This window comes from Ruminococcus flavefaciens (assembly GCF_900143025.1).
Lineage (GTDB): Bacteria > Bacillota > Clostridia > Oscillospirales > Ruminococcaceae > Ruminococcus > Ruminococcus flavefaciens_I.
The window spans coordinates 418,954-433,206 of sequence record NZ_FRCT01000001.1; the positions used below are offsets into that span (position 1 = coordinate 418,954).

Consider the following 14,253-nt stretch of genomic DNA (forward strand, 5'->3'; position numbering starts at 1 on the left):
AAATTTTAGTTAAGAAATTACTATCGACAGCATAATAGTGCTATTTCGTAAAATGTGTGATATTTTACGAAATATGTTATAATTATTTTGCTGTATGAGTGATCGGCAAGCAGGCGTAAATGTGGTAATATAGCTGAAAATACAATGATTTCATATTCGTGGTAAAACTGTACAAAAAAGTGAGATCAGAGGTGTCCGAAGCGGAAAAACCATGTTTTAAATTACCACAAGTTAACGGTGCCAGTATTTGTTATGGTAAAAATATGACACTGCAATACGCCGCAAATCTTGGTTACTGTCATTTTTTGAACTTATGGTGTGAATTATTATGACATTAGGTGTAGTTTGATAGAAAAGTTCATATTTAAATGGTATCATATAGACTATAATACCACATTTGTGCTAAGACATTTTACAAGGAGTGAAAATAATGAAGGTTTCCGACGGATTCTGGCTGAACAAAAATGGCTATAACGTACACTGGGCAGTCCAGATCTATGAAGCGGAAGCGGACGACTGCGGTGTAACGGTATATGCGTCTACACAGTGGATATCAAATAAGGGCATGACTCTCGGAGGTCCTATGCTCACTGTCCGCTTTACGTCCACCCTCGAAAACAGTATTAAAGTTACCATAAGTCACTTCAGCGGAAGCAGAGAAAAACAGCCTTCATTCCCCATAAATGAGGACAGCGGCATGAGACCTGTTATAAACAGGCTCAGCGAAGGCGGCTATGAGCTCATATCAGGCGATACCTCGGTCAGGATAGGCAGCGAGGGGAAGGAGTGGGATATATCATACTATTACCGCGGAAAGCTCCTTACAAGAAGCGGCTGGCGTACTACCTCGGTCATTACCGAGGAGGACTGGCACAGAGAGCGTGAATGCTTCGGGGAGCGGTTTTTTGCCCAGTCCGATAACGGGGGAGGTACCTTTATACGTGAGATGCTGAACATTTCCGTTGGGGAGTATATCTACGGATTCGGCGAAAAGTTCACCACATTTGTGAAAAACGGTCAGACTGCTGAGATATGGAACAATGACGGCGGCACCTGTACGGAGCAGAGCTATAAATCGGTGCCGTTTTTCGTTTCGTCAAGGGGCTACGGAGTTTTCGTCAATCAGACGGAAAAGGTAGTTTTTAACGTGGCTGACGAAAATGTTACAAAAACTGCTTTTACGGTGCAGGGGGAGTCGCTGGAGTATTTTATCTTCGGCGGCGACAATATAGCTGAGGTCATAAGCCGATATACAGCCCTTACAGGCAGACCTGCACTTCCTCCGCCCTGGTCCTTCGGACTGTGGCTCTCCACTTCTTTTACTACGGATTACGATGAGGAGACTGTAAATAAGTTCATAGACGAGATGAGCAGGAGGAATATCCCGCTTGATGTTTTCCACTTTGACTGCTTCTGGATGAAGGAGTTCGAGTGGTGCAGCTTTGAGTGGGACAAGAGGAAATTTCCCGAGCCCGAAGCCATGCTTGCAAGGCTGAAAGAAAAGGGCTTGAAGATATGCGTGTGGATAAACCCGTATATTGGGCAGAAAGCTCCTGTTTTCAGGGAGTGCGCGGAAAAGGGCTATTTCATAAGAAACAGGGACGGCTCGGTATTCCAGTGCGATATGTGGCAGCCGGGAATGGCTCTCATAGACTTTACAAATCCTGAGGCGAGAGAGTGGTTTTCGGCTAAAATACGCGGACTTGCGCAAATGGGCGTAGATGCGGTAAAGACGGATTTCGGCGAGAGGATACCAACAGATGTGTGCTATTTCGACGGCTCAGACCCTTTCAAGATGCATAATTTCTACTCGTATCTGTATAACAGGACAGTGTATGAAGCCTTGAAAAACGCTAAGGGAAGCGGCTGCCTTTTTGCCCGTGCTGCTACCGCAGGCTGTCAGCAATTCCCTGTACACTGGGGCGGAGACTGCTTCTCGGACTATGAGTCCATGTGGGAGACTCTCCGCGGAGGACTTTCGCTGTGTATGTCGGGATTTGGATTTTTCTCCCATGATATAGGCGGATTCGAGGCGGAGGGAACTCCCGACCTTTACAAGCGTTGGACGGCATTCGGGCTTATGTCCACACATTCCCGTTATCACGGAAACAGCTCTTACCGTGTGCCGTGGCATTTTGACGAGGAGAGCTGCGATGTTTCGCGGCATTTCGTAAAGCTCAAGGGCAGACTCATGCCCTATCTGTGGTCAAATGCGGTCATTACCCATAAAACGGGCGTTCCTATGATGAGGGCTATGGCTGTGGACTTTACAAACGACAGAAGTGCGCTTACCGTTGATACTCAGTATATGCTGGGTGAGGCATTGCTGGTTGCTCCTGTTTTCAGCGAAGACGGGGAGTGCAGCTTTTATCTGCCTGCTGTGGGCGTATGGACCGATATACAGACAGGCGAGGAGCTGAGCGGCGGCTGGTATACAAGGAAATACGATTATTTCGGTATGCCACTTATGGCAAGACCGCGTTCAATTATCGTTTACGGCGATTTCAAGGGAACTGCGGACTATGATTATGCCGATAATATGCATATCGTGGTCTATGGACTCGGTGAGGGCGATACTGCGGAGACCTGCGTTTATGACCGTGACGGAGAAAAGTCTGCGGAGATAAGGGCGGAGCGCAGAGGAGAGACTGTGCATATCTTTGTATCGGGTACGGATAAGCCTTTTACCGCAGAAAGTGCTCAGGGTTTGGGAATAGTGCTGAATAATTGATTTTTCCCTTTACATTTCGTAAGGATTGTGGTAAAATTATTTTCAGATGTAAACGAAAGGAAGGGATACGATGACGGAATTTGATGATACATCAGATCAGAGAGCGCAGTTCGCAGCCCTTAATCATGAAATATATAATCTTACGAAGCAGCTTGAGGCTAAGGAAAGGGAATATCTCGACTCTACAAAGACCGATCTGTATGACCCTTTCAAAAATCCTACGGAGTTCCGATGGTACAGAGATGACTATTCGGAGATACTTCCGTGGATAACGATGCCCGAATTTTCGGTGCCGTTTGAGCCCGCAAAGGTGGAAAAGTCGGCGATACGGCGATATTACAACATCGGCGGATTCACGATGCTGTTTCAGTTCCTCGCTTCTAATCTTCTGGCTCTGGGACTGATCTACCTTATTAAGTATATACTCGCTGCGGTAAATCCCGATGCTTCGGCAGGATCGATATCTCATTATATTAGCAGGAGCTCCATATTCCCTGCAATAAATATGATAACCTACCTTGTGGCAAATATAGGCTTTGCGTTCATAGGATTAAAATGGGCAAAAATAAAATCCTCGTTTATGATAAAGACCAAGGAGCTGGGCTTCGGCGATATATTGAAGTATTGCTTGTCGGGACTGTTCATATGGGTAGTTGCGGCGTATTTATCGTCGGGGATAGAGGATATCTTTTCGCAGTACGGCTTCACTACCGATGTCATGGAAGAAGATTACGGCAAAACAGGTATTGGCTTTGCGGTAATGACTGTATACAGCTGTATTATCGCTCCTGTAACGGAGGAGATATTCTTCCGCGGTGCGCTTATGAAGATATTCTCGAAATCAAATCAGCATTTCGGAATAATGGCTTCGGCTGTGTTCTTCGGACTTGCTCACGGCAATCTGCCGCAGTTCATGCTGGCATTCCTCATCGGTATATTCTTCGGACATATTGATATGAAGCATAATTCAATAGTCCCGTCGGTTATCGTCCATATATTTATCAATTCTATGGTAACTGTGGTCTCTCTGGTGAAGGACGAGAATATGCTCATGGCTGGACTTACACTGCTTATGTTTGCGGCTGCGATAGTCGGACTTGTAATGCTTATCCTGTTCAGAAAGGAATGTAAGCTGCCTGTTTCAACACCTGCACAGACACGCAGAGGCTTTGCTATCGCAAAGACTTCCGTGGGCTGTATAATCGCATTTGCGGTGCATTTAGGATATCTTGCACTGCTTATCATCTCTACAAAAAAATAGATATTGTCTATTAGTCATAGCGTTTCTGAAGGTATTGTCGGAAATGCTATGGCTTTTTTATTTTTAGGTCTTATGTGTCCTTCTATAATAGGGCATAAAAAAAGAAAAAATCAATGGAAAACCATTGATTATCAAGAAAATATTTTTTTAATTCTATGTTTTGAACAAAAGCAAAGGCGGTGTTTTGTTTAAAACGGCGACAAAAAGGAACGCCGAGGACGGCGTTCCCCTGATTTGCTTTGGTTTATTCTGTTTTGGGGGCAGGTTCGGAGTTCTGAGTTTTTCTGTAAAGTGCAAATGCTGTCAGGGCAACGCCTATCGAAAGTATTAAGGTGGTGAAGATACTGCCCTCTATTCCGAATTCGCCGCCTGTAAGAAAGGCTTTGTCGGATATCTGTGTTGTGCGGAACAAAGACTCGGTATCTCCCGAGCCGCTTACGCTTATGCCGTAGATATTACCCTGTGTGAAGTTCCATATGGAATGGATAGCGCATACTCCCCATATATTATCGAAGAGCATCATGTAAAATGCGGCAAATACGCCGAAAAGTGCAAGGTTTATGAATGGGACGACTCCGAAGCCCGGATTTGCGGCGTGGGCAAGGGCAAAGGCTGCTGCGCTTATTCCTACGGCTATAGCGGTATGGTGTCCGCCTCCGCCTATGGAGTTCATAAGGTATCCGCGGAAAATGAATTCCTCGCTCATGCCCTGTACGAAAAATCCCAGCAGGAACAGTGCAAGTATCTTGTAATCAATGCTGTCGCACAGCTTTATGCTGTTTGCGCCAAATGCAACGCTTAGGAGAGTTATGGCGCTCATCATGGCTATGCCTATCAGGAGTCCGATAAGATAGTGTGGGATAAGTCCCTTTTTTCTGGCGCCCATTGAGCGGACAGGTCTCATTTCAACACAGCGGCAGTAGAATATTGCACCGATAGTTCCGAATATGGTGGACAAAAGTGAAGGTATCATTACCTTTGGAACGGCGGATACCTTGGTGGCTATCTTCATCGACTCTGTTAAATTGAATTTTTCCGTGTTATCAAGATATCCCTGTTTCCTCATTTCTTCAATCATGGGCTTGGTGGTTATTATGGAAGGTATAATGGATTCAAGCAGGAATATTACGCCGAATACTACTATAAATGCAAGCAGTATCGCAGTCAGTTTTTTTGAAGTGTGTGTGTGTGACGCTTCGTCAAACATTTTGGGTCTGTAATCGAACATTCAAACACCTCCGATATTTATTTTACTATAGTATACGGGACTTGTCAAGGCGTCTGCTTATTTGACATTTCGGCTTGAAAATGTTAGAATGTAAGTTAGACTATATTTAAAACAGAAAGGGGAATGCCGATGTATAAAACTATTTTTTCAAACATCGGAAAGTACAAAAAACAGGCGATACTTTCACCTGTGACCATTATCGGCGAGGTGCTCATGGAAGTGCTTATCCCTATGGTAATGGCTCTCATTATCGACAACGGCGTCAAAAAGGGGGATGTCGGCTACGTTGCGAAAATGGGCGGACTCATGGTGCTCATGTCTGTGTTTTCGCTGTGCTTCGGAGCACTTGCGGCAAGATTCAGCGCTGTTGCGGCTATGGGATTAGCAAAAAATCTCAGAAGTGCGCTTTTCAGGAAGGTGCAGGACTTTTCCTTTGCAAATGTGGATAAGTTCTCAACGGCTTCGCTGACAACAAGGCTCACCACCGATGTTACAAACATTCAGAATGCGTTTATGATGTTCATTCGTATGGCTTTTCGTTCGCCTATAATGCTCGTATGTGCGACTATTATGGCTGTAAGGCAGAATGCAAGGCTCTCTCTGGTGTTCCTGTTTGCGATACCTGTGCTGGCTTTTGCGGTGTTCTTCATTATCTCGAAGGCTCACCCGCGCTTCGGAAAAATGCTGAAAAAGTACGATGACATGAACGGAAAGATACAGGAAAACCTTATCGGTATCCGCGTAGTAAAGGCTTTTGCCCGTGAGGAGCATGAGAAGAAGAACTTTGAGGAGAATACCGACAGTGTACGCCGTGCGCAGTTTGCCGCTGAAAAGCTGGTAATACTCAATATGCCTATCATGCAGCTGGTAATGTATGCGAGCATCACGGCTATACTCTACTTCGGCGGTCATATGGCTGTCAACGGGAATATTAAAACAGGCGAGCTTTCAAGCTTTATCATGTACGTCGGACAGATACTCCTGTCACTTATGATGATATCAATGCTCTTTATAACCTTCGTTATTTCAAGAGCTTCTATACAGCGTATATACGAGGTTCTTGCGGAAGAGCCTACTATCAAGGACTCAGAGGCTTCTCAGGTATCTGCTGAGGACGGCTCTGTGCGCTTTGAGGATGTAAGCTTCAGCTATTATGATGATATGGATAATCTTGCCCTTGACAGTATAAATCTTGACATAAAATCGGGCGAAACTATCGGTATCATAGGTGGTACAGGTTCGTCAAAGACCTCGCTGGTACAGCTTATCCCTCGTCTTTACGATACAACAAAGGGCAGAGTTATTGTTGGAGGTCACGATGTTAAGGAGTATGCTCTGGAAACTCTGAGAAATCAGGTCGCTATGGTCTTGCAGAAAAATGTGCTCTTTTCGGGCACTATCAGGGATAATCTCCGCTGGGGAAACGCAGAGGCTACAGATGAGGAGATAATCGACGCCTGTAAGTCCGCCTGCGCTCATGATTTCGTTATGAGTTTCCCAGATGGCTATGATACGGACTTAGGACAGGGCGGTGTAAACGTTTCGGGCGGACAGAAGCAGAGACTGTGTATCGCCCGTGCCCTTCTCAAAAAGCCTAAGATAATCATTCTCGACGATTCCACAAGCGCTGTGGATACCGCTACGGACAGTAGTATCAGAAAGGCTTTCAGCGAAAAGCTTGCCGATACTACCACTATAATTATTGCTCAGCGTATTTCCTCTGTTATGGACGCTGACCGTATAATCGTCATGGACGGCGGCAAAATAACAGATGTGGGCACACACGAACAGCTTATGCAGACAAGTGAGATATACCGTGAGGTATATGACTCACAGCAGAAAGGAGCTGATGAATAATGCCTCCTGTAAAACAAAGAGAAATGGCTAAGCCTGAACATACCTTTGCCGCATTGAAGCGTATTTTCAGCTATATGCACGGCTTTCGCATACAGTTCGTATTAGTTATTATCGGGATATTCATCAGTGCCTTTGCGGGAATAGCGGGAAATTACCTGCTGAAGCCCATCATCGACAATCTTGAGAACGCTTTCAAGACAGGTCACTGGAAATACGGCAAGTTCATAGGCATACTTACCGTTATGGCGGTAATATATGCTCTTGGTGCGTTGTCCACGCTGTTTTATCAGCGTGTGATGATGAAGATATCCACAACCACTCTCATGCGTATAAGAAACGACCTTTTCTGCAAAATGGAGATGCTCCCTATACGCTTCTTTGACAAGCATACTCACGGCGAGCTCATGAGCCTTTACACCAACGATACTGACGCTATACGCGAAATGCTCAGCAACAGTATCGCTCAGTTCATAAGCTCCGCTATAACTATCGTGGGCGTTTTCACGGCTATGCTTATTTACAGCTGGAGACTTACCATACTCGTTGTGGCTGTACTGTTCGTCATAGTCAAGGTAATAGGCTTTGTGGGCTCACGAAGCGGAAAAGGCTTTGCGGCACAGCAGAAGGCTCTTGGCAGAGTAAACGGGTATATCGAGGAAATGATAGACGGTCAGAAGGTAGTAAAGGTATTCTGTCACGAGGAAAAGGCAGGAGAGGAGTTCGACGCACTTAACGAGGAGCTCTGCAAGGCTGCTACCCATGCAAATACCTTTGCCAATATCCTTATGCCGATCATGAACAATCTGTCCTATATACACTACGCTCTGACTGCTATTGCAGGCGGTATCATGGCTGTAAAGGGCATAGGCGGCATGACTGTTGGTACTGTTGTGTCTTATTTGCAGTTCACACGTTCCTTCTCGCACCCTATCACACAGGTTTCTCAGCAGTTAAACTCAGTTCTTACCGCACTTGCAGGCGCTGAGCGTATCTTCCGCGTCATTGACGAAGAACCAGAAACTGATGACGGATATGTTACTCTTGTAAACGCTGATATAGCAGCTGACGGCACTATTACCGAGTCTGACGAGCGTACAGGCAGATGGGCTTGGAAGCACCCTCACAAGGCTGACGGCACTGTTACCTATACCGAGGTGCGCGGAAACGTGGAATTCGATGACGTAGTATTCGGCTATGAGCCGAATAAGACTGTCCTCAACGGTATTTCGCTGTATGCAAAGCCCGGTCAGAAGATCGCCTTCGTTGGCTCTACTGGAGCAGGAAAGACTACCATAATCAATCTCATAAACCGCTTCTACGATGTACCCGAGGGCAAGATACGCTACGATGGCATAAACATCAACAAGATAAAGAAGGACGACCTGAGGCGTTCACAGTCTATAGTATTGCAGGATACCCACCTTTTCACAGGTACGGTAATGGAAAATATCCGCTACGGCAGACTTGACGCAACAGATGAGGAGGTATATGCGGCTGCTAAGCTGGCTAATGCCGACAGCTTCATACATCACCTTGAAAACGGCTATGATACCATGCTTACCGCTGACGGTGCAAACCTTTCACAGGGACAGAGACAGCTCCTTGCCATTGCCCGTGCTGCTGTTGCCGATCCTCCTGTGCTTATCCTCGACGAGGCTACAAGCTCTATCGACACACGTACAGAGGCTCTTATCGAAAAGGGTATGGACTCGCTCATGGAGGGCAGAACGGTATTCGTTATCGCTCACAGGCTTTCCACTGTCCGCAATTCCCACGCAATAATGGTGCTTGAGCACGGAAAGATAATCGAGCGCGGAAACCATAATGAGCTTATTGCTCAGCACGGAAAGTATTACCAGCTCTATACGGGAATGTTTGAGCTGTCGTAAGTTATTTTACACAATTCATTTTTTTGCCGCAGATAAAAGTTTGTTGAATAAACAGCTTGAATCTGCGGCATTTATCGTGTATTATTATATTAGTATAAAGTATGACACGGAAAGAGGATAATATATGAAAATAAGAAGAATATTCTCGGTACTGGCTGCCGCTGCTGTTATCTGCGGTACTGCTTCATGCAACGAAAAGGTCAAGACCAGTAAGAATGCTGATGATACTGTTAATAAGTCTGCTGCTCCTTCAGACCTTTCGGGCGTTGATTTTGAGGATACAGTTACAGCTGGCTCGGGCGATGCTTACCTTGCTATTGCCGATAAGGACTTCACTATGCAGTATCTCGGCGGAAGCGATGAGAATAATCAGCTCACTTTTGATGCAGGAGTTGTCCACATCGACGGCAACGGAGATTATAAGGTAAGTGTAAATGCGGACACAAAGGGCTTCAGATACAGAGCTACGGGAGATCCCGATAAAGAGTACAAGCCAAAGGGTCTGGAATATGCTGCTGTTATTATAAATGACGGCGAAGCTGCTGTTCCCGATGCAGTTATCACTATCAAGAAGGTAAAGGTGGACGGTAAGGATATAGAGCTGAAAAAGAAGAGCTTTACCTATACGGACGCAGGAAAGCTCCGCTCGAATATTTTCAATGAGTGGATAGCAGATGACGGACTCCCTGAAGATTCAAGGACGGATAAGGGGGCGCTTTTCAATAATTTCGATAATTCTTCCCCCTCAGATATCAACGACGGAAGCTATTCAGCTCAGCTTGTTGATACTGGCGTATTCAATGAATGGACTAAGGTAGAGGTGGAATTCAGCATTTCCGGACTTGATAAATAACACATAAATCCACAGAATCCTCACGATTTATCCGTGAGGATTTTTCTTTTCGTTCAGTTTTCTGTCACAGAATACACATATCGGGGGAATATAATACAAGCATAGAACAACGGGAAACAGAAGTTCTCCCGTGAGATCATTTACAGACAGCTTCTATTTTTCATATAAACCACCCTAAAAAGGAAAGGCACTCGGTTACGGGTGCTTTTTCTGTTTAAAAAATATTATTAATCAATATTGACAAATTATCCGCGGTGTGTTATAATGAAATTACAGCAAAATTACCGAAAACTACCACAAATGGAGGAAAAAACAATGGCTGATAATACAATGTCTAAAGTAGTTGCAGATTTCTGCGAGCTTCTCAGAGAAAGAAATGTTCCCTTCGAGACTAATGAGAAGGACGCAAATATGCTTAGATTTCGCACAAAGCTGCCTCACAATGAAAGTGTGACACCACTTGTGTTCATTCATGTGAACGGAGATACTAATGCTCTTTCACTTGCACTGAGCCAGATGGTACGCTTCAATGAGCCTGAGGTCGATGTATATAAGGTTATCAATGAATTCAATTCAGACCCCGAGTGTTTCGGCTGCAAGATGTTCATTGACGAGCGCGGCGAGCTTATCGTTCTTGTAAATTCTGTAGTCGGCGGAGAGACTCCTCACAGACTTGTAGAGGATTATCTCAACATATCTATTCTCTGCATAGACAAGCACCTCGGAAAAATTCTTGAAATAATTAAGAATAGCGAAAATAATTAACGATATATAGGCAAAAATACGAATTATTTTTCGGATAAAGCAAAATCAATTCTACGTTTTGTATACTTTTTATTGTACAAAACGTAGAATTTTGTTGTGAAATTCGACAGTTTGCATCAAAACCTCTTTAAATTTATATTTACTTGTGCTAAACTATAATTAACAAACAGTTATATTTTATGAGCACAAAAAATATGTTTATGGAGGTGTTGGTATGAGAAAGATCAGAAATACTTCATCAAAGGCAATGGCGGCTTTTTTATCTGTATTAATGGCGTTGAGCTTTTTGACTTATCGTCCGAGGGTCGCTCATGCCGTGGAAGACACTGACCTTAAAGTAATGGCAGACGAGATAGTTATACTTGTCAATGAGGCAAGAGCAGACGCAGGCTTGAAGCCGCTGAGAGCTGTTCCTTACCTTAACGATAAGGCGCGTGAGCGTGCAAGAGAGCTTATCTTTGATTTCAGCCATTATCGCCCGGGCAGAAGAATTTTCTACCTTACGAATGAATGTGAATTCACTCTTGAAGATGTGAGCGAGGAGCTTACAGAGTCTATCGCAAAGCAGCTCGATGAGAAATGGTGCTTTGCAACATGGAGCGAGGACAAGAAGAGCTTCAGAGTCGATGTGAAGAAAAAGGACGACGTTGAAAGCGTACTTATCTGCGAGAACGTTAGCTTCAGCAGCTTCGAAACTACAGAGGGGCTTGCCGAAAAGATAAGCGGAAAGCAGTTTTTTGAAACATGGAGCGAGGATAATAAATCATTCAGCGTTGACAAGAAATATGAGTCCGCTGTAAATAAGTTCCTCCAGGAAGAAAAAATCAAGTATACTATGGGCGATCTTTTCATCACCATAATAGATGCAGGTCTTGTTCCTTATGCAAGAGCAGGAGAGAATACAGCCGGCGGTTCTGATAATGCAAAGGCTACATTCAATCAGTGGAAGGGCTCGCCTGTTCACTGGAAAGCTATAATGAACCCCGATTATACACACATCGGTGTTGGCGTGGCTTATGAGAAGGACAGCACATTCAGATACTACTGGGATCAGATATTCATAGGCACTACTAAGGAGCTTGACGGTCAGTATATCCCCGAAAGCACAAAGACTGTCCCCGTTGGTTCAGGCGATCTCAACGGCGATAAGGAAATAAGCTCGTTCGATCTTATTACTATAAACAAGTTCCTGGCAAAGGAAATCGAATTCAACGAGCTCCAGATGCAGAGTGCGGATCTTTTACAGGACGGTATAATAACTGCTGCCGATGCAGTGGTGCTGAGAAAGTATATCCTGGGTCGGTTCCATACCATTCCTGTTACTATGGAAATGTTTTTGAATGGATAGATAAAGAAGAGGGAAAATATAGAAAAGTGTGTTCATGGCAGAAGCAGCTGAGAGATCAGCTGCTTCTGCTTTTTATATATACTTGCAGAATGACGAAAAAAGTGGTATCATCATATAGTCGGAAGAAAAATAATTTTTCATGTGCTGTAACATTTTATAAGGGTGCTGCGAATGTTCTTTATGAAAGGTCGACCTTGAAAAATATAAAGGAGGAATGAGTATGACAAGCAACGAGCTTAAAGCAATGCTTGAGCGATCACCTGCGGAATGCCATAGGGCTCTTGTCAAAGAATACGGAAAATACGTTTATGCGATAGTTTTCAATAAACTCAGAAACTGCGGTACAAGGGAAGATATAGAAGAGTGTGTGAGCGATGTCTTTGCTACTATATTTATGAAGTATGAATTCGATGAAAACTGCGACCGCGATATAAAGGGTTATATCGCCACAGTCGCAAAGAGAAGTGCAATAGACCGTTTCAGAAGCCTTACAGCGAGAAATAATCATACCGTATATTCTGATGATGACGAGATGCAGGAGCTTGTCTCGGACTTCAGCGTTGACGAGCGCGTTGACCGCTCTGAACTCCGAAGAGTGCTTCTCAACAAGATAGATGAGCTTGGCGAGCCTGATTCAACAATACTTATACAAAAATTCTACTATAATCGCAAATCGGCGGAGATCGCAAAGTCTTTATTTATGTCTGATGCTTCGGTCAGAACAAGATGCAGCCGTGCAATGGCAAAGCTGAAAGTCAAGCTTGCCGAAGCAGGTATAACAAGGTAAAGGGGGAGAAGCTATGAAAGAGAAAAATATATTCGATATACTCGGAAATGCAGAGGACGATTCTATGGAAAGACTTACTGACAAGTGTCCTGAGATAACAGATGCACAGCTCGAAAAGATACTTTCTATGAGCGAAAAGAAATATGAAATTAAAAAGAAAGAAATGTTTGGAAACAGAACAGAGAAAGATAATAATATAAAAATGACGAAAAATGATGTTGTAGAGGGCGTTGAAAGGGTACGCAGACCTGCATGGCTCACACCTTTGTATTCAGTCGCATCACTTATTCTTGTGGCAGGAGTTGTGCTTGGTGCTATGGCTTTCATGCGCAAGGATAAACCAGGAAAGATAGACACAGGCGTTATAAATCCTGCTGTTACAGCTACAACAATAAAGGTAAGCGGTACAACTCATGTATCCACTGACAAGAACGGCTCTACTATCACCACAACAGTAACAACGACTGCAATAGACGGCAAGGCAAAGACCGAGGTCGTGACTGTTGAAGGCGGTAAGGCAGTAAATGAAGAGATAAAAGAATTCGTTGGCGAGTGGAAGTATCAGGTCTCAGCATCAGGCTATAATACTGTGGATAAGGGTGCAAAGGATAACGGTATCGTAGTCGTACACGAGGACGGAACATACACATACACCGACATTAACGGCAATGTGGAAACAGGTACAGTAAAGGCTGGCGTTGAGGAATTCGGCGGTTCAAGCTCCCGTACTGTAAATTTCTATAAGGGTTCTGAGTTCAGCTTTGGCGGCTATTACCATGAACCTGATGTGATATCTATCGGAAACGGCAGTGCGTCACGTCTGGTAAGAGGAACTATGTATAATGATTACGGCAAGCCTGATTATACGGAATATCAGAATACCGCACGTAATCTGGTTGAAAAATACTACGAAATGATACCGGAGTTTTTGTTCAGGTTCAGAGAATACAGAAATATGAATGATACTGTTACTTTTAAGCTTAAATCTCTTAATTCAGGTGAAATAGAAGATGTAGTATTTGCTCGTATTTCAGGCAATGGACTTGAATTCAATTCAATGGACGATATTTATGCCTATAAAAGAACAGTAATGACAGAAAGCTATTATGAAGCAGCTTTATATGCTGATTATAAGTATATTGATGATAGTTATAACAGCGGCGACTATATAGACGAAACAGGTGTTCTGCCAAGTAAAGCGATCAACAGCAAAGGTTATATTATATACAGAGGCAATCTGTATGTAAGCACAAGCCCTGAACAGGTAGGCTGGATAGGTCATACAGCTCCTACAGAGCCGATAATCATAACAGATGTTACAGCTACATCATTCAGAGCTTATTATCCAAGTATTATTGGAAATTACGGATCCGAAACACATCTGAGCTGTGATATATTTGATTTCGTTCTTGACCCAAGCTGCAATGACTGGAGAATAAACAGTCTCACATATGACGATTACTCTGTATATCAGACAAAGGCAGCAGAAAATAGCTAAACTAAAAGCCCCGACTTTAACCGTGATACTAATATA

General features: G+C 44.0%; 10 protein-coding genes. 9 read left to right on the plus strand and 1 reads right to left on the minus strand.

Features of this window, described 5'->3' with window-relative positions; genetic code table 11:
* Positions 1-430 precede the first annotated feature (430 nt).
* On the plus strand, positions 431-2,731 hold the full coding sequence (gene yicI, locus BUB28_RS01940) for an alpha-xylosidase (protein WP_072948142.1): 2,301 nt from the start codon (positions 431-433) through the stop codon (positions 2,729-2,731).
* Between the two features lie 70 nt (positions 2,732-2,801).
* Entirely contained in the window at positions 2,802-3,992 is a 1,191-nt protein-coding gene (locus BUB28_RS01945) for a CPBP family intramembrane glutamic endopeptidase (RefSeq protein WP_072948143.1), read from the plus strand.
* A 244-nt stretch (positions 3,993-4,236) separates the two neighbouring features.
* Here BUB28_RS01945 and BUB28_RS01950 read toward each other — a convergent pair whose 3' ends face one another.
* Complete coding sequence (locus tag BUB28_RS01950; protein ID WP_072948144.1) at positions 4,237-5,220, minus strand: CPBP family intramembrane glutamic endopeptidase; 984 nt, start codon at positions 5,218-5,220, stop codon at positions 4,237-4,239.
* A gap of 129 nt (positions 5,221-5,349) precedes the next feature.
* On the opposite strand from BUB28_RS01950, the gene BUB28_RS01955 reads away from it, so the two are divergent.
* The 7 genes from BUB28_RS01955 to BUB28_RS01985 all read left to right on the plus strand — a co-directional run bounded on the left by BUB28_RS01955 (position 5,350) and on the right by BUB28_RS01985 (position 14,217).
* Complete coding sequence (locus BUB28_RS01955) at positions 5,350-7,077, plus strand: ABC transporter ATP-binding protein (protein ID WP_072948146.1); 1,728 nt, start codon at positions 5,350-5,352, stop codon at positions 7,075-7,077.
* The gene (locus BUB28_RS01960) at positions 7,077-8,966 is read left to right on the plus strand and encodes an ABC transporter ATP-binding protein (RefSeq protein ID WP_072948148.1); all 1,890 of its coding nucleotides are present in this window, start codon (positions 7,077-7,079) and stop codon (positions 8,964-8,966) included. Before BUB28_RS01955 ends, BUB28_RS01960 begins: the two co-directional genes overlap by 1 nt.
* Positions 8,967-9,090: 124 nt before the next feature.
* Positions 9,091-9,819: a hypothetical protein gene (locus BUB28_RS01965; protein ID WP_072948150.1), complete on the plus strand. Its 729-nt coding sequence runs from the start codon at positions 9,091-9,093 to the stop codon at positions 9,817-9,819.
* A gap of 315 nt (positions 9,820-10,134) precedes the next feature.
* Positions 10,135-10,584 (plus strand): hypothetical protein, encoded by a 450-nt coding sequence (locus BUB28_RS01970; protein ID WP_072948151.1) that lies wholly within the window; start codon positions 10,135-10,137, stop codon positions 10,582-10,584.
* Positions 10,585-10,798: 214 nt separating this feature from the next.
* The gene (locus BUB28_RS01975; RefSeq protein WP_072948153.1) at positions 10,799-11,932 is read left to right on the plus strand and encodes a CAP domain-containing protein; all 1,134 of its coding nucleotides are present in this window, start codon (positions 10,799-10,801) and stop codon (positions 11,930-11,932) included.
* 220 nt (positions 11,933-12,152) lie between these two features.
* Positions 12,153-12,719: an RNA polymerase sigma factor gene (locus BUB28_RS01980; protein WP_072948155.1), complete on the plus strand. Its 567-nt coding sequence runs from the start codon at positions 12,153-12,155 to the stop codon at positions 12,717-12,719.
* A gap of 13 nt (positions 12,720-12,732) precedes the next feature.
* Positions 12,733-14,217 carry a hypothetical protein gene (locus BUB28_RS01985; RefSeq protein WP_072948156.1) on the plus strand — a complete coding sequence of 495 codons (1,485 nt, stop codon included), beginning with the start codon at positions 12,733-12,735 and terminating at the stop codon, positions 14,215-14,217.
* The last annotated feature ends 36 nt before the right edge of the window (positions 14,218-14,253 follow it).

What these genes read in the sequence shown, in the direction of transcription:
- BUB28_RS01960 (WP_072948148.1), top strand. Translation starts at nt 7,077, where the DNA reads ATGCCTCCTGTAAAACAAAGAGAAATGGCTAAGCCTGAACATACCTTT.
- BUB28_RS01970 (WP_072948151.1), top strand. Translation starts at nt 10,135, where the DNA reads ATGGCTGATAATACAATGTCTAAAGTAGTTGCAGATTTCTGCGAGCTT.
- BUB28_RS01985 (WP_072948156.1), top strand. Translation starts at nt 12,733, where the DNA reads ATGAAAGAGAAAAATATATTCGATATACTCGGAAATGCAGAGGACGAT.
- yicI (WP_072948142.1), top strand. Translation starts at nt 431, where the DNA reads ATGAAGGTTTCCGACGGATTCTGGCTGAACAAAAATGGCTATAACGTA.
- BUB28_RS01965 (WP_072948150.1), top strand. Translation starts at nt 9,091, where the DNA reads ATGAAAATAAGAAGAATATTCTCGGTACTGGCTGCCGCTGCTGTTATC.
- BUB28_RS01980 (WP_072948155.1), top strand. Translation starts at nt 12,153, where the DNA reads ATGACAAGCAACGAGCTTAAAGCAATGCTTGAGCGATCACCTGCGGAA.
- BUB28_RS01945 (WP_072948143.1), top strand. Translation starts at nt 2,802, where the DNA reads ATGACGGAATTTGATGATACATCAGATCAGAGAGCGCAGTTCGCAGCC.
- BUB28_RS01955 (WP_072948146.1), top strand. Translation starts at nt 5,350, where the DNA reads ATGTATAAAACTATTTTTTCAAACATCGGAAAGTACAAAAAACAGGCG.
- BUB28_RS01950 (WP_072948144.1), bottom strand. Translation starts at nt 5,220, where the DNA reads ATGTTCGATTACAGACCCAAAATGTTTGACGAAGCGTCACACACACAC.
- BUB28_RS01975 (WP_072948153.1), top strand. Translation starts at nt 10,799, where the DNA reads ATGAGAAAGATCAGAAATACTTCATCAAAGGCAATGGCGGCTTTTTTA.